19 protein-coding genes are annotated in these 22907 nt (G+C 67.3%); 1 reads left to right on the plus strand and 18 read right to left on the minus strand.

The genetic code is table 11. From position 1 onward, the window contains the following. Positions 1-56: 56 nt before the first annotated feature. Positions 57-647: a class I SAM-dependent DNA methyltransferase gene (locus tag ACZK1G_RS06610; protein ID WP_049446269.1), complete on the minus strand. Its 591-nt coding sequence runs from the start codon at positions 645-647 to the stop codon at positions 57-59. Between the two features lie 149 nt (positions 648-796). Here ACZK1G_RS06610 and ACZK1G_RS06615 point away from each other — a divergent pair, with 149 nt between their 5' ends. Further along, positions 797-1252: a CopD family protein gene (locus ACZK1G_RS06615; protein ID WP_014036492.1), complete on the plus strand. Its 456-nt coding sequence runs from the start codon at positions 797-799 to the stop codon at positions 1250-1252. Positions 1253-1565: 313 nt separating this feature from the next. Here ACZK1G_RS06615 and ACZK1G_RS06620 read toward each other — a convergent pair whose 3' ends face one another. The 17 genes from ACZK1G_RS06620 to tsf all read right to left on the minus strand — a co-directional run bounded on the left by ACZK1G_RS06620 (position 1566) and on the right by tsf (position 22885). Further along, positions 1566-2525: an acetyl-CoA carboxylase carboxyltransferase subunit alpha gene (locus ACZK1G_RS06620; protein WP_049446267.1), complete on the minus strand. Its 960-nt coding sequence runs from the start codon at positions 2523-2525 to the stop codon at positions 1566-1568. 113 nt (positions 2526-2638) lie between these two features. Beyond that, positions 2639-3508 carry a hypothetical protein gene (locus tag ACZK1G_RS06625; protein WP_101765186.1) on the minus strand — a complete coding sequence of 290 codons (870 nt, stop codon included), beginning with the start codon at positions 3506-3508 and terminating at the stop codon, positions 2639-2641. Between the two features lie 64 nt (positions 3509-3572). Further along, positions 3573-7163, minus strand: coding sequence for a DNA polymerase III subunit alpha (gene dnaE, locus ACZK1G_RS06630; RefSeq protein ID WP_014036495.1), 3591 nt, complete (start codon positions 7161-7163; stop codon positions 3573-3575). Positions 7164-7430: 267 nt separating this feature from the next. Then, complete coding sequence (locus ACZK1G_RS06635; protein WP_101765187.1) at positions 7431-8096, minus strand: ribonuclease HII; 666 nt, start codon at positions 8094-8096, stop codon at positions 7431-7433. After that, on the minus strand, positions 8093-9295 hold the full coding sequence (lpxB, locus tag ACZK1G_RS06640; RefSeq protein WP_134967132.1) for a lipid-A-disaccharide synthase: 1203 nt from the start codon (positions 9293-9295) through the stop codon (positions 8093-8095). Before lpxB ends, ACZK1G_RS06635 begins: the two co-directional genes overlap by 4 nt. 53 nt (positions 9296-9348) lie before the next feature. Then, the gene (gene lpxA / locus ACZK1G_RS06645; protein ID WP_014036498.1) at positions 9349-10140 is read right to left on the minus strand and encodes an acyl-ACP--UDP-N-acetylglucosamine O-acyltransferase; all 792 of its coding nucleotides are present in this window, start codon (positions 10138-10140) and stop codon (positions 9349-9351) included. A gap of 16 nt (positions 10141-10156) precedes the next feature. Beyond that, positions 10157-10615 carry a 3-hydroxyacyl-ACP dehydratase FabZ gene (fabZ, locus tag ACZK1G_RS06650; protein ID WP_005415845.1) on the minus strand — a complete coding sequence of 153 codons (459 nt, stop codon included), beginning with the start codon at positions 10613-10615 and terminating at the stop codon, positions 10157-10159. Further along, the gene (gene lpxD / locus ACZK1G_RS06655; protein ID WP_101765188.1) at positions 10612-11634 is read right to left on the minus strand and encodes a UDP-3-O-(3-hydroxymyristoyl)glucosamine N-acyltransferase; all 1023 of its coding nucleotides are present in this window, start codon (positions 11632-11634) and stop codon (positions 10612-10614) included. The genes fabZ and lpxD overlap by 4 nt, the downstream gene beginning before the upstream one ends. Before the next feature lie 428 nt (positions 11635-12062). Next, positions 12063-14426: an outer membrane protein assembly factor BamA gene (bamA, locus tag ACZK1G_RS06660; protein ID WP_049446256.1), complete on the minus strand. Its 2364-nt coding sequence runs from the start codon at positions 14424-14426 to the stop codon at positions 12063-12065. Between the two features lie 74 nt (positions 14427-14500). Continuing rightward, the gene (gene rseP / locus ACZK1G_RS06665; protein ID WP_101765189.1) at positions 14501-15859 is read right to left on the minus strand and encodes an RIP metalloprotease RseP; all 1359 of its coding nucleotides are present in this window, start codon (positions 15857-15859) and stop codon (positions 14501-14503) included. A gap of 55 nt (positions 15860-15914) precedes the next feature. Continuing rightward, positions 15915-17105: a 1-deoxy-D-xylulose-5-phosphate reductoisomerase gene (locus ACZK1G_RS06670; RefSeq protein ID WP_014036503.1), complete on the minus strand. Its 1191-nt coding sequence runs from the start codon at positions 17103-17105 to the stop codon at positions 15915-15917. A gap of 2 nt (positions 17106-17107) precedes the next feature. Beyond that, positions 17108-17944, minus strand: a complete 837-nt coding sequence (locus ACZK1G_RS06675; protein WP_014036504.1) for a phosphatidate cytidylyltransferase — start codon at positions 17942-17944, stop codon at positions 17108-17110. Continuing rightward, positions 17941-18708, minus strand: coding sequence for a polyprenyl diphosphate synthase (gene uppS, locus ACZK1G_RS06680; protein WP_049446247.1), 768 nt, complete (start codon positions 18706-18708; stop codon positions 17941-17943). Before uppS ends, ACZK1G_RS06675 begins: the two co-directional genes overlap by 4 nt. A gap of 5 nt (positions 18709-18713) precedes the next feature. Next, positions 18714-19268 (minus strand): ribosome recycling factor, encoded by a 555-nt coding sequence (frr, locus tag ACZK1G_RS06685; protein ID WP_014036506.1) that lies wholly within the window; start codon positions 19266-19268, stop codon positions 18714-18716. 96 nt (positions 19269-19364) lie between these two features. Beyond that, complete coding sequence (gene pyrH / locus ACZK1G_RS06690; protein WP_005415854.1) at positions 19365-20093, minus strand: UMP kinase; 729 nt, start codon at positions 20091-20093, stop codon at positions 19365-19367. Positions 20094-20214: 121 nt separating this feature from the next. Next, positions 20215-21753 (minus strand): GGDEF domain-containing protein, encoded by a 1539-nt coding sequence (locus tag ACZK1G_RS06695; RefSeq protein ID WP_014036507.1) that lies wholly within the window; start codon positions 21751-21753, stop codon positions 20215-20217. 256 nt (positions 21754-22009) lie between these two features. Continuing rightward, entirely contained in the window at positions 22010-22885 is an 876-nt protein-coding gene (tsf, locus tag ACZK1G_RS06700) for a translation elongation factor Ts (protein ID WP_049446244.1), read from the minus strand. Positions 22886-22907: the final 22 nt, after the last annotated feature.

The raw sequence follows: 22907 nt of genomic DNA on the forward strand, positions 1-22907 counted from the left end.
CATATCCCATCCGGGTGTCCCGCAGGTTAAGTCGGCTGAAAATAATGAATCCGGATTCACATCCGTTCCAGCGCGGCCGCATCGCCTGCCAAGGCGGGGCCGAGCCAGCAGTGCGACCCGACCGGCTGCAGGCCTTGGCGGGCCAGCGTCCGTCGGTACCAGCGCGCCGGGCGGGCCTGGAAGCCCTCGTGGTCGCCCTCGAACGCGTCTTCGGCGGCGAAGGTCTCCAGGAAGGCCACGCCGCCGGTCAGCTCCGCCACGCCGGCCAGTCCGGCACGCAGCTCGCGGTCGGGCACGTAGTGCATCACGTCCGAGCAGACCAGCAGGTCGACCGGGGCGCAGGGCCGCAGCCAGGCGAAGTCGCCAAAGCGGGCCAGGTGCAGGTTGCGGGTGCGGCCGTAGCGGCGCACAGCGTACTCGCTGCTGTCGAAGCCGAGGTATTCGACCTTCGGACGCAGCTTCAGCAGCGGCGCGCGCCAGGCGCCTTCGCCGCAGCCGATGTCCAGCACGCTGCGGATCGGCCGCTCCAGGTAGTACTCGGCGCTGGCCACGGCCAACGCGACCTTGCGCGCCAGGCGGGCGCTGCCGCCGATGTCGGCGCGGCGGTACCAGCGTTGGAAGTAGGCGGCGTCGTAGGTCTTGTCCATGGGGCGGTGCGCGATCGGGGAAAACGGCGCCTATCGTACGGTGTTGCGGCGCGCCATGCGTCGATGTGTCGCGGCGTGCGTGCCTGCGGCCGCCTTGCCATGGCATGCGAGAATGGCCGCCAACCTACGCCAGCCGCCGGAGCGAGCGCATGCAGAGCTACTACTGGGTCAAGACCTTCCACATCGTGTTCGTGGTGGCGTGGATGGCCACGGTGTTCTACCTGCCGCGCATCCTGGTCAACCTGGCCGAGACCGCAGGCCAGCCGGCGGTGACCGAGCGCCTGCAGCTGATGGGCCTGCGCCTGTACCGCTTCGGCCACTCGATGTTCGGCCTGGCATTCCTGCTCGGGCTGGTGCTGTGGCTGGGCTACAAGGTCATTCCGGACTTCCCGACCATGGTCGCCCCGGGCGGTGCCGGTTGGCTGCACGCCAAGCTGGGGCTGGTCGTGGTGTTGCTGGCGTACTTCATCTGGATCGGGCGGCTGCTGAAGGGCGTGGCCAAGGGCAGGGCGCTGCCGTCGTCGCGCGCGCTGCGCTGGATCAACGAGATCCCGCTGCTGGCGTTCATTCCGATCGTGTGGCTGGTGCTGGCCAAGCCGTTCTGAGATCCCGCTATCCGTAGAGCCATGCTTGGCTCTACGGGTTCGCGTGATTCTTCGCCAAAGCAGAGGCATCCATGCATGGCGTGGATCTACTGGGTGCAGCTGTGGCTTTTGATGTTCAGGTCCGCCATGAGCGAGCCGAGCATCGCAGGCGAATCAGGGGCGAAGAGGCGCCGATGTCTGAGCGCAGCGAGTTCGGCGCCGTCCCCTGATTCACCGAGAAGCGCAGGGAACCGGTGCATGGCACCGGCTCGCGTTCGGCGGCGTGTTCTTTGGTTACTTTCTTGCACGAGCAAGAAAGTAACAAGCCGATGAATCAGGCCGCTTCGTACGTGCCGTAGCTGCGCAGGCGGGTGTAGCGCTGTTCCAGCAGCTGCTCGGTGGACAGCTTGTCCAGCGCGTCCAGTTCGTTCAGCAGCACGGCCTTCAGGCGCTTGGCCATCTGCGTCGGGTTGCGGTGGGCGCCGCCGGTCGGCTCGCGCACGACCTTGTCGACCAGGCCCAGGCTCTTCAGGCGCGGCGCGGTCAGGCCCAGCTGCTCGGCGGCATCCTTGGCCTTGCCGGCATCCTTCCACAGGATCGAGGCGCAGCCTTCCGGGGTGATGGTCGAGTACACCGCGTATTCCAGCATCACGGTACGGTCGCCCACGCCCAGCGCCAGCGCGCCGCCGGAGCCGCCTTCACCGATCACGGTGCAGATGATCGGCACCTTCAGTTCGGCCATCTCGATCAGGTTGCGCGCGATCGCTTCGGACTGGCCGCGCGATTCGGCGTCGATGCCCGGCCAGGCGCCGGCGGTGTCGATCAGGGTCAGCACCGGCAGGCCGAAGCGTTCGGCCATCTTCATCAGGCGCAGGGCCTTGCGGTAGCCCTCCGGCTTGGGCATGCCGAAGTTGCGCTTGATCTTTTCCTTGGTGTCGCGGCCCTTTTGGTGGCCGATCACCATCACCGCGCGGCCGTTGATGCGGGCCAGGCCGCCCATGATGGCCTTGTCGTCGGCGAAGGCGCGGTCACCGGCCAGTTCCTGGAACTCATCGCAGATGATGCGGATGTAGTCAGCGGTGTACGGGCGCGACGGGTGGCGGGCCAGCTGCAGCACCTGCCACGAGGTCAGGTTGCGGAAGATCTGCGCGGTGCGCATGCGCAGCTTGTCCTGCAGCGCGTGCACTTCGGCCTCGACATTGACCGCCGGCCCGGCACTGGCGTTGCGCAGCTCCTGGATCTTGGCTTCCAGGTCGGCGATGGGTTGCTCGAAGTCGAGGTAGTTCGGATTCATCGGAAGCCGTCGTGTAAAGAAGAGGGGAATTCTAGCCGAATGCGTGCAAACCGCCCGTACGCCCTCGTCTGGAAGGCGACGGTAGCGCAGCCGGGCAGGGGGCGCCAGTCAGCTCAGGGCACCACCAGGGCGCTGCGGCCCATCAGCTGGCTGCGCTGCGAGACGAAGTCGTTGTAGGCCTCGTTGGCCTCCCGGCCCAGGCCGCTGCCGAGGCTGGCGGTGGCCGAGGTGAAGGCCATCTGTGCGGCGAAATCCTGCTTGCGCAGGGCCTTCTGTTCATCGGCGGTGGTGGCCTTCAGCCAGCGGGCATAGACCTCGCGCAGCGGCGCGGCATGCGCCTCGAAGGCCGGTACCAGCGCGGGCAGGCTGGCCGGGGCCGGTTCCAGCTTGAAGGCCGGGGCCACGTAGCCGGCCGGCTGTTCACGCTTGAACGCGCCCGGCTCGCCCATGCCGTCTTCGACGTAGGCGATGAAGTCCGGCGCGGTGAACACCTTGGCCACGATCTGGCCGCCGCTGGAATCAACATGGGCCACCACTTTTTCCTTCGGGAACGGTTCGCGCACGCCGTAGGTCCAGGTCTTGTCGATGAACAGTGCGTGGCTTTTCTCGAACGGGCCTTCGAAGTCGACGCCGCCCAGCTGGATACCGGAATTGCCGACGCCGAAGTTCTTCACCTTGCTTTCGTCGGTGACATAGATCTCGCGGGCGATCACGTACTCGCTGAGGGTCGGGTTGATCAGCCCGCCACGACCGTCGACGTAGACGATGAAGCGCACATCACCGAGCTTGTCGGTGTGCAGGCGATGCTCGCCGATGGCCAGCGAGACCGGGCGCGAACCCTGCGCGGCCACCGGCAGGTCCTGGCCGTCGATGCTCAGCGCCAGCGGCGTGTCGGTCGGGTTGTCGATCTGGAACTCGATCTTCGACGGGGAGCAGGCGGCCAGGGCCAGTGCGGCAGCGAACGGGAACAGCAGGGTCTTCATCGGCAATCGTCCTTGATACTTGGAACGGGGAAACAGGGGGGACAGGAAAACCAGGGAGCCAGCCTCAGCTGGCCCAGGGCGGGCTGTAGCGCACCTTCAGCGTGCGCACGGCCGGGTCGGCGCGCAGCGCCTCCATCAGCTTGGAATCGATGCGCACCGCGCTCTGCCCGGACACATCGAGCATGCCGGCGACGCCACCGTGCGGCCCCTTCAGCAGCAGGTCCAGGCGCAGCGGCGTTCGCCCGGGGCGATGGCGGTCGAGCAGGGCGTCGATGCGCTCCCAGACCGGGCGCTGCTGGCGCAGGTCCAGGCGCAGCGACAGCCGCGTGGCGTAGTTGGCGCAGACTTCGTCGAAGTCCCAGCACTGGCGGATGCGCAGCGCGAAGCCGCCGTTGAATTCGTCCTCGCGCAGGCCACCCTTGACCACCAGGATGCGGTCCTTGGTCATCAGGTGGCCGAACTCGGCCATCGCGTCGGAGAACGCGCTGCACTCGACGCGACCACGGCCGTCCTCGAGCTGGATGAAGATCTGGCTCTCACCCTTGCGGCGCACGCCGACCACCTGGCCGGCCAGCACGGTCTGCACTTCCGGGCGCCAGCGCTTTTCGCCGCCACCACCGCCACCGCTGTTGGCGCTCCAGATCTTCTCCACCGCGCCCAGGTCGTTGCCGACCAGGTCGCGCACGTCGTCGCGCCAGGGGTCGAACGGGTGGCCGCTGAGGTAGAAGCCCAGCGTGTCGCGCTCGCCATTGAGGCGCTGCAACAGCGGCCATTCCTCGGCTTCGGGCAGGTCCAGCTGGATCGTGGTCGCGCTCGGGTCGGGGCCGCCGAACAGCGAGTTCTGGCCCGACGCACGTTCGCGCGCCATCTGGTCGGTGGCCTTGATCACCTCCGGCAGCTGCAGCATCAGCGAGGCGCGGTTGTGGCCGAGCTCATCCAGTGCGCCGCAGTTGATCATCGCTTCCAGCGTGCGCCGGTTGAGCTTGGCCGAACCGACGCGGGTGCAGAAGTCGAGCAGGTCCTTGTACTCGCCGCCCTTCAGGCGTTCGTCGACCACCGCTTCGCAGGCGCCCTGGCCGACGCCCTTGATCGCGCCCAGGCCGTACTGGATGGTGTCAGGCGTCACCGCCTCGAACATGAAGGCGGACTGGTTCACCTTCGGCGGCAGCACGGTCAGGCCGAGGTTGCGCACCTCGTCGAGGAAGCCGACCACCTTGTCGGTGTTGTCGAGGTCGGAAGACAGCGTGGCGGCCATGAACTCGGCCGGGTAGTGGCGCTTCAGCCAGGCGGTCTGGTAGCTGACCAGCGCATAGGCAGCGGCGTGCGACTTGTTGAAGCCGTAACCGGCGAACTTCTCCATCAGGTCGAAGATCGCATCGGCCTTGGCCTCGTCCACGCCGTCCTTGGCCGCGCCTTCGCGGAAGATCTCGCGGTGCTTGGCCATTTCCGCCGGCACCTTCTTGCCCATCGCGCGGCGCAGCAGGTCGGCGCCGCCCAGCGAGTAGCCGCCGACGATCTGCGCCATCTGCATCACCTGCTCCTGGTACACCATGATGCCGTAGGTGTCCTTCAGGATGGCTTCGGTGCGCGGATCGGGATAGATGATTTCTTCCTGGCCGTGCTTACGCGCGTTGAAGGAGGGAATCAGGTCCATCGGGCCGGGGCGGTACAGCGACACCAGCGCGATCAGGTCTTCGAAACGGTCGGGGCGCGCATCCTTCAGCAGGCGGCGCATACCCGAGGATTCGAACTGGAACACCGCGCCGGTATTGCCGTTGGCGAAGATGTCCTTGTAGGTGGGCGTGTCGTCCAGCGGGATCGCGGCGATGTCCACCGGCGGGATGCCGGCGCGCTCATGGCGCTTGTTGATCGCCTTCACCGCCCAGTCGATGATGGTCAGCGTGCGCAGGCCAAGGAAGTCGAACTTCACCAGGCCCACTTCTTCCACGTCGTTCTTGTCGAACTGGGTGACCGGGTTCTTGCCGAGGCCGTTCTCGTCGTGTTCGGCGTACAGCGGGCAGAACTCGCTCAGCGGCTCGGGACCGATCACCACGCCACCGGCATGCTTGCCGGCGTTGCGGGTCAGGTCTTCCAGCTGCAGCGCCAGATCGATCAGGTCGCGGACATCGTCCTCGGTCTCGTAGCGCTGGATCAGTTCGGCCGACGCCATTTCCGAGCTCGGGCCTTCCTTGCCCTTGCCCAGCGCATCCTTCAGGTGGATGCCGAGGATGTTCGGGATCAGCTTGGAAACGCCGTCGACCAGGCCGTACGGGAAGCCGAGCACGCGGCCGGAGTCGCGCACCACCGCCTTGGCGGCCATGGTGCCGTAGGTGATGATCTGGCTGACGCGCTCACGCCCGTACTTGCGTGCGACGTAGTCGATCACCTCGTCGCGGCGGTCCATGCAGAAGTCGATGTCGAAGTCGGGCATCGACACGCGTTCCGGGTTGAGGAATCGCTCGAACAGCAGGTTGTACGGCAACGGGTCCAGATCGGTGATCTTCAGCGCCCACGCCACCAGCGAACCGGCACCCGAACCACGGCCGGGGCCGATCGGAATGCCCTGGTTCTTGCCCCACTGGATGAAGTCGGCCACGATCAGGAAGTAGCCTGGGAAGCCCATCTTGATGATGGTGTTGAGCTCGAATTCCAGGCGCTCGAAGTACTCTTCGCGGGTCTTGCCCGGCGCCAGCGGATTCTTCTCCAGGCGCTCTTCCAGGCCATCGCGCGACATCTTCTGGATCCAGGTGTCCAGGGTCTCGTCGTCCGGCACCGGGTAGTTGGGCAGGAAGTAGGTGCCCAGCCGCATCTCGATGTTGCAGCGCTCGGCCAGCGCCAGCGTGTTGTCGATCGCATCGGGGATGTCGGCGAACAGCGCGCACATCTCCTCGGCCGACTTCAGGTACTGCTGGTCGCTGTATTCGCGCGGGCGCTTGGGGTCGTCCAGCACGCGGCCGGTGGAAATGCACACGCGCGCTTCGTGCGCGCTGAAGTCCGACGGCGACAGGAAGCGCACATCGTTGCTGGCCACCACCGGCAGGCCGCGCTGGCCGGCGGCCATCAGCGCGAACTGGTTGAAGGTTTCCTCGCCCTCGCGGCCGGTGCGGGTCAGCTCCAGGTGCAGGCCATCGCCGAACACGCGCTGCCAGTCGGCCAGCTGCTGCTCGGCCAGTTCATGCTTGCCGTCCAGCGCCAGGCGCCCGGCCAGGCTCTGCCGGCCGGCCAGCGCGAACAGGTTGGCGTTGCCGGCCTTCAGCCAGTCCGGGTGCACGGCCACGCCGCCTTCCGGGCGATGGCCTTCCATCCAGGCGCGGGTCAGCAGGCGCGACAGGCTCAGGTAGCCCTCGCGATCACGGCACAGCAGAGTCATCCGCCACGGGTCCTGGCCTTCCTCGGCGATCAGCACGTCGGCGCCGGCGATCGGCTTGATGCCCACGCCTTCGGCCGCCTTGTAGAACTTGACCAGGGCGAACAGGTTGTTGAGGTCGGTCACCGCCAGCGCAGGCAGGCCGAGTTCGACCGAGCGCGACAGCAGGTTGGCCTGCTTGGCCTTCTTCGGGTCCGCCTGGTCGGGCTTGGCCGGCACGCGGATGGTCGAGTCCGCCAGCGAGAACTCGGTGTGGACGTGGAGATGTACGAAGCGGGAGTTGGACATGCCGGACCAGGTTGGAGCGCGCGGGCCCCGGGTGCTGACGGAAGATCGTCGCCGGGGTCGGGATGCGCTGGAGTGCCCGGTCAGGGTAGCGAGGGCAGGGGGAGGCGACAAGCTCTTGACGGCACGCGATATCGCATTCGCGCTCTCGCTGCCCACGGTTCGCAGGCGAACCGCGGGCCCCGTCTCACCACGCTTCCACACCCTCCCGCCAGGGGCGTGTCCCCTTACTCAGGGGGGACTGTTCCCCCGCTGGGCTACGGCAGCCGTTCAGGCGATCGCGATGGTGGCCGCCTGCGCCGCTTCCAGGCATTCACGTACCGGGGCGAAGCTGCGCCGGTGCTCCGCGCAGGGGCCGTGCTCGCGCAGGGCGGCCAGGTGGGCCGGGGTGCCGTAGCCCTTGTGCTGCTCGAAGCCGTACTGCGGGTGGCGGGTATGCACGTCCAGCATGTAACGGTCGCGCGAGACCTTGGCCAGGATCGAGGCGGCCATGATCGCGCGGTCGATGCCATCGCCGCCGACCAGCGCCTGCGCCGGCAGCACCAGGCCCTTGGGCACCACGTTGCCATCGATGCGGGCGAAGCCGGCCACATGGGCCACCGCTGCAACAACGTCACGCATGCCCTGCAGGGTGGCCTGGTAGATGTTCAGGCGGTCGATGGTGTCCACGTCCACCAGCACCACATGCCAGGCCAGGGCGCGCTCGACGATGCGGTCATGCAGCTGCTCGCGGCGGGCCGCGGTCAACTGCTTGGAATCGTCCAGGCCGTTGATGCGTGGCCGTGACGGATCGAATACCACCGCCGCCACCGCCACCGGTCCGGCCAGCGGGCCACGCCCGGCCTCGTCGACACCGGCGACCAGGCGCTCCGGCTCGACCACCGTCGCGCCGTCGAACAGGGCCAGGCTGGCCGCAGCGGCGTGACGGCGGCTCATGCCTGCGCCTGGTCGCGCATCAGCAGCTCGCCGACGGCATCGGCGGCACGCGCCGAAGCGTTGCGGCGCAGGCGCTCGTGCAGGCGCACGTACGTGTCCTGCAGGTCGATCACCCGCTGCGGGTGGTCGAACCACTGCTGGATGGCCGCGGCCAGCCTGTCCGGCGTGCAGTCGTGCTGCATCAGCTCCGGCGCCAGGTCCTGGCCGGCCAGGATGTTGGGCAGGGCGAAGCGGTCGACCTTGATCAGGCCCAGCGCCTTGACCAGCCGGTAGGTCAGTTCATTGACGCGGTAACCGACCACCATCGGGCGCTTCACCAGCATGGCTTCCAGGGTCGCGGTGCCGGAGGCCAGCACCACCACGTCTGCGGCGATCATCGCGTTGCGCGCCTGGCCATCCAGCACGTGCGAATAGGCCACCGGCAACGCCGAGCGCGACAGCTGTTCTTCGATCAGCTGCCGGCAGGCCGGGTTGGCGGCCGGCACCACCACATGCAGGCCCGGAATGCGTTCGGAAACCTGCCAGGCGGCTTCGAAGAAGGGTTCGCCCAGGCGCGAGATCTCGCCCAGGCGGCTGCCCGGCAATACCGCCAGCACCTTGGCCGAGGTCGGAAGGCCGAGCGCGGCGCGTGCTTCCTCGCGGTTGCCCTGCAGCGGAATGTCATCGGCCATCGGGTGGCCGACGAAACGCGCATCGATGCCGTGCCTGGCATAGATCGGTGGCTCCATCGGGAACAGGCAGAGCACCAGGTCGGCGCTGCTGCCGATCTTCTCGGCGCGCTTCTCGCGCCAGGCCCAGACCGAGGGACTGACGTAATGCACGGTGCGCACGCCGCGCTGTTTCAGCCAGCGCTCGATGCCGAGGTTGAAGTCGGGTGCGTCGATGCCGATGAACACGTCCGGCTGCCATTCCAGCGCACGCTGGCGGAACGCAGAGCGCAGCTTGAGCAGTCGCGGCAGGTGGCGCAGCACTTCGGTCAGGCCCATCACCGCCAGCTCGCTGGCATCGTGCCAGGTCTGGCAGCCAGCGCTGCGCATGGCATCGCCACCAATGCCGGCGAACTCGGCATTCGGGAAGCGCGCCTTCAGTTCACGCACCAGGCCCGCACCGAGCAGGTCGCCGGACGCTTCACCGGCAACCAGCGCGATCCGCAACGGGCGCTCGCTGAGCACCCGCTGCGCGGGCACGCTGCCGGCCATCGAGGCCAGCGGAATCACCGCGGCGCCGGCCGGCGCCTGGCCGGTCGTGCTGCTCATCGCAGCAAGGGCCTCTCGGCGTGCTCGATGAAGTCCAGCATGGCCTTCACGTCATCGCTGTCACGCGCCTGTTCGGTCAGCTGCACCTTGGCTTCGGCCAGCGGCAGGCCAGCCACGTACAGCGTGCGGTAGGCACGCTTGATGGCGGAGATGCGGTCGGCGTCGAAGCCGCGGCGCTTCAGGCCTTCGCTGTTGATGCCGCGCGGGCGGCCCAGCGAATCGGTACCGACCATGGTGAACGGCGGTACATCGCCATTGGTCAGCGCGCCCATGCCGAGGAAGGCATGCGCACCGATGCGGCAGAACTGGTGGGCACCGGCGAAGCCGCTGATGATCACGTAGTCGCCCACGGTCACGTGACCGGCCAGCGTGGTGTTGTTGGAGAACACGCAGAAGTTGCCGACATGGCAGTCGTGCGCCACGTGCGTGTAGGCCAGCATCCAGTTGTCGTTGCCGATGGTGGTGATGCCGCCGCCGCCGCCGGTGCCACGGTTGAGCGTGACGAACTCGCGGAACACGTTGCGGTCGCCGATCACCAGTTCGGTGCGCTCACCGGCGAACTTCTTGTCCTGCGGCTCGCCACCGATCGCGGCATGGCCGACGAAGCGGTTGTCGCGGCCGATCCGGGTCGGGCCGTGGATGCTGCAATGGGGGCCCACCACCGTGCCGGCGCCGATTTCAACGTCGGGGCCGATCAGGGTGAAGGCGCCCACCTGCACATCGTCGGCCAGGCGCGCGGCCGGATCGATGACGGCGGTGGGGTGGATCCGCGGTGCGTTGTCAGTCATTGCTGCCTCCAGTGGATCAGCCCTTGGCGCCGGCGCACATGACCTCGGCCGACGCGACGACTTCGCCGTTGACCTTGGCTTCGCCGTAGTACCAGCCCATGTTGCGGATCAGGCGCTTCATCTGCACATCCAGCATCAGCACGTCGCCGGGCACGACCTGCTTGTTGAAGCGGGCGTTTTCCACCTTGACCATGTAGAACAGCTTGGACTGCGCATCGCGGCCGAGCGTGAGCTGGGTCATGACGCCGCCGGCCTGCGCCAGCGCTTCGATGATCAGCACGCCGGGCATGATCGGGCGGCCCGGGAAGTGGCCCTGGAAGAACGGCTCGTTGATGCTGACGTTCTTCTGCGCCAGGATGCGCTTGGCCTCGACGTCGAGTTCAAGCACCCGGTCCACCAGCAGGAACGGGTAGCGGTGTGGAAGCAGTTCCTGGATCTGGCAGACGTCGATCGGAAGCTGCAGCGAATCGTTCATTCTTTCTCCTTGCCAGCAGCCAGGACGCGGCGAGCCAATGCGTCCAGCTGCTTGAAGCGCGCGGCGTTCTTGCGCCACGTGCGGTTGTCGGTCAATGGGGTGCCGGACGAATACTCGCCCGGCTCGGTGATGGAATTGCGGACCACCGACTTGCCGGTGATCACGACCTTGTCGCAGATCTCGAGGTGGCCGACCACGCCCACGGCACCGCCGAGCAGGCAGTAGCGGCCGATCTTGGCGCTGCCGGCGATGCCGGTGCAGCCGGCGATGGCCGAGTGGGCGCCGATCTGCACGTTGTGCGCGATCTGTACCAGATTATCCAGGCGCACGTCCTCGGCGAGGATGGTGTCTTCCAGTGCGCCACGATCAACACAGGTGTTGGCGCCGATCTCGCAATCGTCGCCGACACGGACGCCGCCCAGCTGCGGCACCTTGATCCACTTGCCGGCGTCCATCGCCAGGCCGAAGCCATCGGCGCCGAGCACGGCACCCGGGTGAACGCGCACGCGCTTGCCCAGCTTGACCCGGGTGACCAGGGTGACCCGGGCAATCAGTTCACAGCCGGTATCCAGGCTGCAGTCCTCGCCGATCACGCTGCCGGCGCCGACGATGCAGTTCTCGCCGATGACACTGCGTGCGCCAATGGTGACGAACGGGCCGATGTGGGCGCTGGCGGCCACCTGGGCGTCGGGATCGATCACTGCGCTGGGATGGATGCCCGGCGGGCGGGTCGGCGCGATGTCGAACAGCGCGGCGATCTTGGCGAAGGCGGTGTATGGGTCCTTGGCCACGAGCGCGGCGCCCGGGGCGGCCTCGACGTCGTCGGCGCGCAGGACCACCAGCGAGGCGTGGCTGTCGGCCAGCTGGACGCGGTAACGCGGGTTGGCGAGGAAGGTCAGCTGGCCAGGACCGGCGTGGGCGAGGGTAGCCACGCCATGGATGGCGGTGGCGGGGTCGCCATGGACCTGCAGGCCGAACTGCTCGGCGAGTTGCTGGGCGGTGTAGGTGGGAGTATTCACGGCGGGAGTTTAACGTGTGACGCCATTGCGGTCATGCGGGCGGTCATGCAGCCAACGGCAGGGCCCCTCGCGGCCGGCAGAGCCAGTCCCATGGGCTGGGTCGGACGGGGCGGGGCTGCGGGGGACGGCGCAAGTACGTCCATGTAGCCTTGGTCGCCGCATCCATGCGGCTCACACCCCCGCAGCCCCACCCCGTCCGACCTCCGGCGGCGTGGCGCGTGTGCCAGCCACGGAAAAACAGAAAAGATCAAAAGCTCAAAAGCAGAGCGGGCGCTTCCGGCATCCAGGCCAAACGAAAACGCCGGGCAATGCCCGGCGCTTCGCCCCCCGTCTGGTGGAGAGCCCCCCTTCTATTAAGGGGGGCGCGCCAACGGCGCGGGGGATAGGAGGGATGCGCGTGCAGTTCTGATGAACCGCAGGGCGGTTCGTCAGAACTGCCCACCGAACGTGAATTGCAGACGCTCGATCTTGTCATCGTCTTCCTTCTTCAGCGGGAAGGCGTAGCTGATCGAGATTGGGCCGACCGGGGCGCGCCACAGCAGGGCCACACCGGTGGACACGCGCAGCTCGTTGGCCTTGAAGTTCTTGGTGCCGTTGTAGACATTGCCGAAGTCGACGAAGGCCGACACGCGTGCCGACGGGCTGTCGAACAGGCGCGGGAAGTAGGCTTCGACCGAACCGACGGTCTTCAGCGAACCACCCAGCGGCTGCCCTTCGGGGTAGCCGCGGGTGACTTCGCGCGGGCCGAGGGTGTTGTCCTCGAAGCCTCGCACCGAGTTGGTACCACCGGCGTAGAAGTTCTCGAAGAACGGCAGGCCGCTGGCGGTGACCGTGCGGGTAGTGCCGTCGCCGTTGTCGATGACACGGGTGTAGTCCTTGCCGTAGGCATCGCCGTAGCCGATCTCCGCGCGGGTGTTGATCACCAGCGACGGCATGATCGGCCAGTACTTGCTGATCTGGTAGTTCAGCTTGTAGTACTCGATGGTCGAACCCGGCAGCGTGGTTTCCAGGCCGATGCGCTGGTAGGTGCCGCGGGTCGGCATGAAATAGTCGTTGCGCGAGTCGCGCGCCCAGCCCAGCTCGGTGCGCCAGGCATGGAAGGTACGCTTACCGACCGCATTGATGTAGTCGATGATCGACGGCGGGGTGGAGCCTTCGTAGGTGGTGATCTGGTTGCTGTCGATGCCGAACATCAGCGAGACGGTGTCGGTCTCGGTCAGCGGCACGCCGAACACCACCTGCGCCGAACCATTGGTGCTGTTGTACTGCGCGGTGTTGAAGTCGGAGTAGTCCAGTTCGCGCCAGGACAGGTTGTAGCCCAGCGACACGCCGTCATCGGTGAAGTACGGGTTGGTGTAGCTGAAGCCGTAGCGCTGCAGGTAGCTGCTGCGCGAGGCTTCGACCGACACGCGGTTGCCGCCGCCGAGGAAGTTGTTCTGCGACAGCTGCACCGAGGTGGTCATGCCGTAGGACTGCGAGTAGCCCAGGCCGAACACGAAGCTGCCCGAGGTGGTTTCCTTGACGTTGTAGACGACGTCGACCTGGTCGTTGCTGCCGCTGACGGCCGGGGTTTCCACTTCCACCGATTCGAAGTAGCCCAGGCGCTGCAGGCGGATCTTGGAGCGGTCGATCGCGGCCTGCGAGTACCAGCTGTTCTCGAACTGGCGCAGCTCGCGACGCATCACTTCGTCGGAGGTACGGGTATTGCCGCGGAACAGGATGCGGCGCACCGACACGCGCGGGCCGGGCACGACCTGCATGTTGATGGCGACGGTCTGCTCGGCGCGGTTGGTGGTCGGAATCGGGTTCACCTTGGCGAACGCGTAGCCGATGTTGGACAGCGAATTGGTGATGGTGTCCGAGCTGAATTCCAGCAGGGCGCGCGAGAACGTGTCGCCGGACTTCTGGATCACCATGCGCTCGACGTCCTCCTGCGGGAGGATGGTGTCGCCGCTGACCTTGATCTCGGAGATCTTGTACTGCGCGCCCTCGGTCACGCCCGCGGTCAGGAACATGTCGCGCTTGTCGGGGCTGATCGAGACCTGGGTGGAATCGATGCTGAAATCGACGTAGCCGCGGTCCAGGTACCAGGAGTTGAGCTTTTCCAGGTCGCCGGACAGCTTTTCCTTGGAGTACTGGTCGTCACGGCGGTACCACGAGGCCCAGTTGTGCTCCTTGGACTCCCAGGTCTCCAGGATGTCCTTGCTCTCGTACTTCTCGGTGCCGACCAGGTTGACGTGGCGGATCTTGGCCGCCTTGCCTTCCTTGATGGCGATGGCGATGTCCACGCGGTTGCGGTCCAGCGGGCTCACCGTCGGGGTGATGTCGACGTTGTACTTGCCGCGGTCGTTGTACTGGCGGCGCAGTTCCTGGGTCACGCGGTCCAGGCTCAGGCGATCGAAGGTGCCGCCTTCGGTCAGGCCGATGTCGGACAGGCCCTTGAGCAGCTGGTCGGACTTGATGTCCTTGTTGCCGGTCACGGTCAGCTTGTTGATCGCCGGGCGTTCCTTGACGGTCACCACCAGGATCGTGCCCTGGCGGTCGAGCTGCACGTCTTCGAAGAAGCCGGTCTTGTACAGGGCGCGGATCGTCTCGCCGACCTTGTTGTCGGTGACCGTCTCGCCACGTTCCACCGGCAGGTAGGTGAACACCGTGCCCGAGCTGATGCGCTGCAGGCCATCGACGCGGATGTCGCTGACAGTGAAGGGCTCGGCTGCCTGGGCCAGGGCGGGAGCGCCGGTGACGGCGGCGAGGGCGAGGGCCAGCAGGCGGCGATTGGGGAGTCGCGTCATGTCACGTCCGGTAGGAAGGTCGATTTCATTGGTGCGGGATGCCGACGCTGTAGACGGCAACAACGTGGAAAAGTTCATCGCGGGACCAGGCCGAGGATGTCGTTGTAGAACGCCAACCCCATCAGCCCGGCCAGCAACGCCAGGCCGATGTATTGGCCGGCGGCGATGGCACGCTCGCTCAGCGGGCTGCCCTTGACCAACTCGATAAGGTAATACAGCAGGTGGCCGCCGTCCAAGATCGGGATCGGCAGCAGGTTGATGATGCACAGGCTGAGGGACAGCAGGGCAAGGAACTGCAGGAACCAGTCCAGGCCGCGCTTGGCCGAGACATTGGCCACGCGGGCGATGGTGACCGGCCCGGAAACGTTCTGCAGCGAGGCCTTGCCGGTGACGATGCGGCCCATCATGCCCAGCGAGTCGGCCGCCAGGCGGCCGGTTTCGCGCACCGCGACGGTCACCGCGTCCAGCGGCCCGTAGCGCAGCAGGGTGTCGTAGGCGGGGCTGTAGGTGGTGGGGAAGCCGACGCCGATCTGCCAGACCGGGTTGCCCTTGCCGTCCTTGCCCTGGCGCGGGGTGACTTCCAGCGCCAGGCGCTCGCCGCCACGCAGGACCTCGATCATCCCCGGTCCGCCGGCGCGGCCCAGGGCCTGGATCTCGCCGATCACCTGGTCGACGCTGTCGATGCGCTGGCCATCGATGGCCACGATCAGGTCGCCTGGCTGCAGTTGCCCGGCCACCACGGAGTCTGCGGTGAGCGAATCGACCCGCGCCGGCTGCAGCCACGACTGCCAGTACAGGCCGGCCAGGATCGGCACCCGCCGTTCATCGGAACCGGCCGGCAGCTGCGACAGCGGCAGGGTGCGCATGCGCACCTGGTCGGCCGCATCCAGCACTTCCAGCTTCACGTCACGGCGGTCCATCGCGGCGGCGGTCAGCGCCATGCTGGCCTCGCCGAGGGTGACCACCTGGCGCTCGTCCACGCGCAGCACGCGGTCGCCGCTGGCCAGGCCCGCACTGGCGGCGATGCCGCTGACGCGGCCGATGGTGGGCGAGTAGTCCTGCTTGCCGATCACGAACATCGCCCACAACAGCAGGATGCACAGCAGCAGGTTGGCGATCGGGCCGGCGGCGACGATGGCGATGCGCTGCCAGACGGTCTTGTGGTTGAAGGCCTGGCCGCGCTCGTGCGGGTGGACTTCGACCTCGCGTTCGTCGAGGAACTTCACGTAGCCACCCAGCGGGATGGCGGCGATGGCGAATTCGGTACCGTGCCTGTCGCGGCGCGACCACAGCGGCCGGCCGAAGCCGACCGAGAAACGCAGGATCTTGACCCCGCACAGGCGCCCGACCCAGTAATGCCCGAACTCGTGGAACGTGACCAGCAGCCCGAGGCTGACAATCATCCACCAGACCGATCCGATGAAGTCAGTCATGCAGGCTCACAGTGGCGGGCAGGGGCGGCGGCGTCATGCTGGGCGAGGCGGTCGTTCAGGCGGCGTCGATGGCGTTCAGGGTGAGCTGGCGTGCCCGCTGGTCGGCGGACAACAGGACCTCCAGTGTATCGGCTGCTTGCGTCGGCAGTGTTGAAAGAGCGTTAGCAACCAGCTCCGGGATGGTCAGGAAACCGATCCGGCCCTGAAGAAACGCTGAAACCGCCTCTTCATTGGCGGCGTTCAGCACCGCCGGTGCGGTGCCGCCGGCCTGCATCGCCTGCCAGGCCAGGGCCAGGCAGGGGAAGGCGTCGGTGTCCGGGGCCTCGAAATCCAGCCGGCCCTGGGCCAGCAGGTCCAGCCCGGCCACGCCTGATTCGATGCGCTGCGGCCAGCCCAGGCCGACGGCGAGGGTGGTGCGCATGTCCGGCAGGCCCATCTGCGCCAGGGTCGAGCCGTCGACGAACTCGACCAGCGAATGGACCAGGCTCTGCGGGTGCACCAGCACCTCGATGCGTTCACCGGGCACGCCGAACAGGTGGTGGGCCTCGATGACTTCCAGGCCCTTGTTCATCAACGTCGCCGAATCGACCGAGATCTTCGGTCCCATCGACCACTTCGGGTGGGCAACGGCCTGCGCCGGGGTGACCTGGGCCAGTTCGGCGCGGCTGCGGCCACGGAACGGGCCGCCGGAGGCGGTCAGCAGGATCCGGCGCACGCCGGCGCCGTCGACGCTGGCGTCGCGCGAGCGCAGGCACTGGAAGATCGCGCTGTGTTCGCTGTCGATCGGGATGATTTCGGCACCGGCACGCTCGGCGGTGCGGGTCAGCAGTTCGCCGGCCAGCACGAGCGATTCCTTGTTGGCCAGCAGGATGCGCTTGCCGGCGGCGGCCGCGGCGAGGGTCGAGGACAGGCCGGCAGCGCCGACGATGGCCGCGACCACGGTATCGCAGGCGTCGCTGGCGGCCAGCTGGTCCAGCGCGGCCTGGCCGGCATGGGCCTCGGTGGCCAGTCCGGCGTCGCGCAGGCCATCGCGCAGCTCGGCGAACAGCGATTCGTCGGCGATCACCGCGTGCGCCGGCTTGTGCTGGCGGCACAACGCCAGCAGCGCCTGCACCTGGCGGCCGGCGGCGAGCACGGTGGCCTGGTAGCGCTGCGGGTGGCGAGCGATCACGTCCAGCGTGGAGGCACCGATCGAGCCGGTGGCGCCGAATACGGCGACCCGGCGCAGGTCTGCAGCAGCATTCATGGTCAGAACCCGAAGATTTCCTTGCCCAGCGCGAACACCGGTACGGCGGCCAGGACGCCGTCGACACGGTCGAGCACGCCGCCATGGCCCGGGATCAGGTGGCCCGAATCCTTGGCGCCGGCGTGGCGCTTGATGAGGCTCTCGAACAGGTCACCCAGCACCGAAGCGAACACGGCCACCACCGAGGTGATCAGCAGGCCCGGCAGGTGTGCGGTATCGATGCCGGCCAGCCAGCCCAGGCCGACGGCCACGGCGACACCGGCCAGCAGTCCGCCGAACAGGCCTTCCCAGGTCTTGTTGGGGCTGATCCGCGGGGCCAGCTTGTGCTTGCCGAAATGCCGGCCGGCGAAATAGGCGCCCGAGTCGGCCGCCCACACCAGCGCCAATGCAGCCAGCAGCCACAGGTGGCCCTGCTTGCCCGGCGGATCGCCACCGGCATGGATCAGCACCAGCGCGGCCCAGGCCGGGACGATGGCCAGGGTGCCGGCCAGCATCTTCAGGATGCGCGAGGGCGCCGACGGTTGTGCACCGAAGTTGAAGAAGCGCAGCCAGACCAGCGCGGCCAGCCACCAGGCAACGCCGGCCAGGGTGGTTATCTGGAACAGCACCAGCGTACTGCCATCGGCCCAGACCAGCAGCACCATCAGCAGCAGGTTCAGCACCAGCAGCACGGTGCGCGCCAGGGTGTCTTCGATACCGGCCAGCTTCAGCCATTCCCACAGGCCGATCAGCAGCACCGCGGCGGCGGCGGCGGCCAGCCATTGCGTGGGCAGCAGCAGGATCGCCGCAATGGCAACCGGCGCCATGATCAGCGCGGCGAGGACTCGGGTCTTGGTCATGGGCTGGAAGTCTCGGTGGCCAGTGCGGCGATCTGGGCGCTGGTCAGGCCGAAACGACGCTCGCGGCCGGCATAGGCGTCAAGCGCCTGCTGCAGCTGCCCGGCATCGAAGTCCGGCCACAGGGCCTCGGTGAACCACAGCTCGGTGTAGGCCAGCTGCCACAGCAGGAAATTGCTGATGCGGGTGTCGCCGCCGGTGCGGATGAACAGGTCCGGCGGCGGCAGGTCGGCCAGGGCGACCTGGCTGCCCAGCAGCGATTCGTCGATCTGCTCGGGCAACAGGCGACCGGCCGCCACTTCGACGGCCAGGGCGCGCGCGGCGCGGGCGATGTCCTGGCGGCCACCATAGCTGGCGGCGATCGACAGGGTCAGGGTGGTGTTGTCGGCGGTGCGCTGCTCGGCCAGCTGCATGCGGCTGACCAGCCCGGCACCGAAGCGCTCGCGTTCGCCGATGAAGCGCACGCGCACGCCACGCCGGTGCAGCTCGTCCACTTCGCGGTCGAGTGCGCCGAGGAACAGCTTCATCAACGCATCCACTTCCTCCTGCGGCCGGCCCCAGTTCTCGCTGGAGAAGGCGAACAGGGTCAGCGCCGGAATGCCCAGTTCAAGGCAGCGCTCGATGGTGCGGTTGACCGCGCGCGCGCCGGCACGGTGGCCGATCACGCGGGGGCGACGGCGCTGCTGTGCCCAGCGCCCATTGCCATCCATGATGATGGCAATGTGGCGGGGCAGGGCGGCCGGCAATGGAGGCGGGACTGAAGGCATCGACTTCAGACCGACAGCAGTTCTTTTTCCTTGTCGGCGACGACCTTGTCGACGTCCTTGATGTTGGCGTCGGTCAGCTTCTGGATGTCGTCTTCGCCGCGCTTCTTCTCGTCTTCGCTGATCGCCTTGTCCTTGACCAGCTTGGCGATTTCCTTGTTCGCGTCCTGACGGATGTTGCGGATCGCGATCTTGGCGCCTTCACCTTCCTTCTGCACCTGCTTGGCCAGCTCCTTGCGGCGCTCTTCGGTCGGCGGCGGCATGTTGATGCGGATCGCGGTGCCCAGGGTGTTCGGGGTGAACTCGGCGTTGTAGAGACCCTTCTCGATCTCCTTGATCATGCTCTTGTCGAACGGCGTGACCAGCAGCGAGTGCGCGTCGGCGTTGGAGATCGAGGCAACCTGGTTCAGCGGGGTGCTGGCGTTGCCATAGGCACTGACCGTCACGCGGTCCAGCAGGGCAGGCGTGGCACGCCCGGTCCGGATGGAGGTGAGGGTGTGCTTCAGAGCGTCGATGCTCTTGGCCATGCGCGTCTGCGCGTTGTTCTTGATGTCGTTGAGCATCGCCCGGTCCTGGATGTATCTGGAATCGGGCGATTATAGGCGAATACGGGACGCTGCCGGGCCTGAATCGGCCCGGTCATCGCTTTGCGCTCAGGCTCAGGCCGGGTCGCGGCCCTGGACCAGGGTGCCGATGTTCGCGCCGTTGAGGATCTTCAGCAGCTCGCCCGGCTGGCCCATGTCGAACACGCGCATCGGCAGGTCGCTGTCGCGGGCCAGTGCGAAGGCCGCGGTGTCCATCACTTCCAGGCCACGGCGGATCACTTCGTCGTAGCTCAGGCTGTCGAAGCGGACCGCATCGCTGTGCTTGTTCGGGTCCTTGTCGTACACGCCATCGACCTTGGTGGCCTTCAGCAGCAGGTCGGCGCCGATCTCGATCGCGCGCAGGGCGGCGCCGGAATCGGTGGTGAAGAACGGGCTGCCGACGCCGGCGGCGAAGATCACCAGGCGGCCCTTTTCCAGGTGGCGGATGGCGCGGCGGCGGATGTAGTCCTCGCACACGTCGTTGATCTTGATCGCGCTCATCACGCGGGCCTTGGCGCCCAGCTTCTCGAGGGCGTCCTGCATGGCCAGGGCGTTGATGACCGTGGCCAGCATGCCCATCTGGTCGCCGGTGACCCGGTCCATGCCGCCAGCAGCCAGGCCAGCGCCGCGGAAGATGTTGCCGCCGCCGATCACCAGCGCCACTTCGGCACCGGCCTGCTGGGCTTCGATGACCTCGCGGGCCAGGCGATTGATGATCTTCGGGTCGATGCCGTAGTCCTCATCTCCCATCAGCGCCTCCCCGGACAGTTTCAGAAGGATGCGGCGATAGGCGAGCTTGGACATGGGGACCTCGGGTGCGTGGAAATCGCGGGCGATTCTACGCGCATGCGGCGTCGTGCCAAAGTGTTTTGTGCACTGCGGCGCAGAATCCGGTGATTCGCCCCGGTCAACCGGGGCTTCCCCTTCAGCCCAGTTCGGCGCCGGCGGTGGCCGACAGCTCGTCGTGGCCGAGGGCGCCCGGTGAGCGGGCGATCACCCGGTTGCGGCCCAGGTTCTTGGAGCGGTACAGCACATCGTCGGCCGCGCGCAGCAGGTCCTGCACGTCGGCGAAGCGCTCGTAGCCACCCTGGGTGGCCACGCCGGCGGAGAAGGTGACGAACAGCGGCCCCCCTTCCAGCTCGGCCATCGGCGTGGCGACGATGTTGGCCAGTACCCGGCGGATCACGTCCAGGGCCACGCTTTCGCTGGTATTGGGCAGCAGCGCGACGAATTCCTCGCCGCCGAAGCGGGCGACGGTGTCGCTGTTGCGCAGCTGGCCCTGCAGCTTGCCGGCGAAGGCGCGCAGCACCTCGTCGCCGGTCAGGTGGCCGTGGGCGTCGTTGATCTTCTTGAAGTCGTCCAGGTCGATGAAGGCCACCGACAATGGCCAGCCCTGACGGCCGGCGCGCAGGAACTCCTGCTCCAGCACCGCTTCCAGCTGGCGGCGGTTGAGCACGCCGGTCAGCGCGTCACGATGGGCCTGGTCGGCGAGGCGCTTGGCGCGTGCCTCGAACTCGTCGGCGCGGCGGCGTGCCTGGTCGGCATCCTGCAGTTCGCGCAGGTTGCGCAGCGTGGCCAGCTCCTGCGCGTGATCGATCAGTTCGCGCACCCGGGACGGTGAATTGAGGCCGGCATCGAACAGGCTGGCGATATCGGGCAGGGCCTCGCTGATGCGGGCCAGGACCTGGTCGAAGCGCGCGCTGTCCAGTTCCAGGCGGTCGTGCACCTGCTGCAGGGCGCGCTCACGCGCGGCATCGGCGTCGGTATCCAGCCAGATGTCGGCCACCGCGCCGGACAGCTGCACGCAGGCCTGGAACGGCGATTCGGCGGCGTCCTCGTCCTCGCTGTGGCTGATGCTCTCGACCAGGTAGCGGGGCAGGCCCCATTGCTCGGCCACCCAGGCGCCGACCTCGGCATGGCTGCAGCCCAGTTCCTCGCGCTCGCGGGCGACCAGGTCGATGTTGTCGCGTGCCTCGCGCAGCAGCGGCAGGTAGCGCTCCGACTCGGCCTGGGCCAGGCACAGCACGCCCAGGTCCTGCAGCAGGCCGGCCAGCATCAGTTCCTCCAGCCGGCGCAGACCGCGCGCCTGGCCCAGCTGGCTGGCGGCCAGGGCGCTGAGGATGCTGCGCTTCCACGCGCGCTGGCGCAGGTCATGGTCGGCGCCGGTGCCGCCGGTCAGGCCCTGGGTGACGGTGAAGCCCAGGGCGAGGCTGATCGTGGCGTTCAGGCCCAGCATGGTCAGCGCCTGGCCGAGGTTCTCGATGCGGCGGCGGCTGGCATACAGCGGCGAATTGGCGATGCGCAGCATGCGAGCGCTCAGCGCCATGTCGATGGCGATGATGTCGGCGGCGGTGGCGATGTCCGCTTCCGGGTCCTGGGCCAGTTCGATGATGCGCAGGGCAATACCGGGTGGCGAAGGCAGGTTGCGGCAGAGCGCCAGGGCAGCTGTCAGCTCGGGAGGCATGTCGGGTCGTTCAATTCCATTAGGACAAGAATACCTAGGAATGCATCACAGTCCGCGATTTTCGTTCCTGCTAGGTGACTGTGGATTCCCTGCGCCGAGTATCGGCTTGATTCGCGCGCAACGCAAAGGTGCCGGTTGTGCGCACCAACGGAGGCTGTGCGCACCAACGGTGCGCACCCACAGGTTCACCGGCATAAAAAAAGAGCCGCGGTTTCCCGCGGCTCCTTCTGGTCGCTTCACAGCCGGAAGGCTGGAATCAGACCTGCATCGCCTTGGCAACTTCGGCGGCGTAGTCTTCCACCACCTTCTCGATGCCTTCGCCGACGATCAGCAGCTTGAAGCCTGCCACGTCGGCGCCAGCGGCCTTGACCACCTGCTCGACGGTGGTGTCGCCCAGCACGTAGGTCTGGCCGTACAGGGTCACGTCGCTGACGATCTTGTTGATCTTGCCGCTGATGATCTTTTCCAGGATGTCGGCCGGCTTGGCCTTGTCCTTCTCGGACATCTTGGCCAGCTCGATTTCCTTTTCCTTCTCGACGAACTCGGCCGGGACGTCCGCAGCCTTGTTGTGCGGCGGCTTCAGCGCGGCCACGTGCATGGCCAGGCCACGGGCCAGCTCGACGTCGCCGCCGACCAGATCGACCAGAACGCCGACCTTGCCGTTGGTGTGGACGTAGGCGCCGATGGTGTTGTTGCCATCCACCTTCACCATGCGACGGATCTGGATGTTCTCACCCAGGGTCTGCACGGCGGTGGCACGGGCTTCTTCAACGGTGCGGCCGTCGGCCAGCTTGGCAGCCTTCACGGCTTCGACGTCGGTGGCGCCCGATGCCAGGGCAGCGGCGGCGACGGCGTTGACGAAGGACTTGAAGTTGTCATCGTTGGCGACGAAGTCGGTTTCCGAGTTGACTTCGACCAGCACGGCCTTGCCGCCGTCCTGGGCCAGGCCCAGACGGCCTTCGGCGGCCACGCGGTCAGCCTTCTTGTCGGCCTTGGCAGCGCCGGACTTGCGCATGGCTTCAGCAGCAGCGTTGATGTCGCCGTTGGCTTCGGTAAGCGCCTTCTTGCATTCCATCATGCCGGCGCCGGTGCGCTCGCGCAGTTCCTTGACCAGGGAAGCAGTGATTTCCACGGGATTACCTCACGAAAGAAAG

Source organism: Stenotrophomonas sp. 109824_Sma (assembly GCF_056480025.1).

What these genes read in the sequence shown, in the direction of transcription:
- ACZK1G_RS06610 (WP_049446269.1), bottom strand. Translation starts at nt 647, where the DNA reads ATGGACAAGACCTACGACGCCGCCTACTTCCAACGCTGGTACCGCCGC.
- ACZK1G_RS06615 (WP_014036492.1), top strand. Translation starts at nt 797, where the DNA reads ATGCAGAGCTACTACTGGGTCAAGACCTTCCACATCGTGTTCGTGGTG.
- ACZK1G_RS06620 (WP_049446267.1), bottom strand. Translation starts at nt 2,525, where the DNA reads ATGAATCCGAACTACCTCGACTTCGAGCAACCCATCGCCGACCTGGAA.
- ACZK1G_RS06625 (WP_101765186.1), bottom strand. Translation starts at nt 3,508, where the DNA reads ATGAAGACCCTGCTGTTCCCGTTCGCTGCCGCACTGGCCCTGGCCGCC.
- dnaE (WP_014036495.1), bottom strand. Translation starts at nt 7,163, where the DNA reads ATGTCCAACTCCCGCTTCGTACATCTCCACGTCCACACCGAGTTCTCG.
- ACZK1G_RS06635 (WP_101765187.1), bottom strand. Translation starts at nt 8,096, where the DNA reads ATGAGCCGCCGTCACGCCGCTGCGGCCAGCCTGGCCCTGTTCGACGGC.
- lpxB (WP_134967132.1), bottom strand. Translation starts at nt 9,295, where the DNA reads ATGGCCGGCAGCGTGCCCGCGCAGCGGGTGCTCAGCGAGCGCCCGTTG.
- lpxA (WP_014036498.1), bottom strand. Translation starts at nt 10,140, where the DNA reads ATGACTGACAACGCACCGCGGATCCACCCCACCGCCGTCATCGATCCG.
- fabZ (WP_005415845.1), bottom strand. Translation starts at nt 10,615, where the DNA reads ATGAACGATTCGCTGCAGCTTCCGATCGACGTCTGCCAGATCCAGGAA.
- bamA (WP_049446256.1), bottom strand. Translation starts at nt 14,426, where the DNA reads ATGACGCGACTCCCCAATCGCCGCCTGCTGGCCCTCGCCCTCGCCGCC.
- rseP (WP_101765189.1), bottom strand. Translation starts at nt 15,859, where the DNA reads ATGACTGACTTCATCGGATCGGTCTGGTGGATGATTGTCAGCCTCGGG.
- ACZK1G_RS06670 (WP_014036503.1), bottom strand. Translation starts at nt 17,105, where the DNA reads ATGAATGCTGCTGCAGACCTGCGCCGGGTCGCCGTATTCGGCGCCACC.
- ACZK1G_RS06675 (WP_014036504.1), bottom strand. Translation starts at nt 17,944, where the DNA reads ATGACCAAGACCCGAGTCCTCGCCGCGCTGATCATGGCGCCGGTTGCC.
- uppS (WP_049446247.1), bottom strand. Translation starts at nt 18,708, where the DNA reads ATGCCTTCAGTCCCGCCTCCATTGCCGGCCGCCCTGCCCCGCCACATT.
- frr (WP_014036506.1), bottom strand. Translation starts at nt 19,268, where the DNA reads ATGCTCAACGACATCAAGAACAACGCGCAGACGCGCATGGCCAAGAGC.
- pyrH (WP_005415854.1), bottom strand. Translation starts at nt 20,093, where the DNA reads ATGTCCAAGCTCGCCTATCGCCGCATCCTTCTGAAACTGTCCGGGGAG.
- ACZK1G_RS06695 (WP_014036507.1), bottom strand. Translation starts at nt 21,753, where the DNA reads ATGCCTCCCGAGCTGACAGCTGCCCTGGCGCTCTGCCGCAACCTGCCT.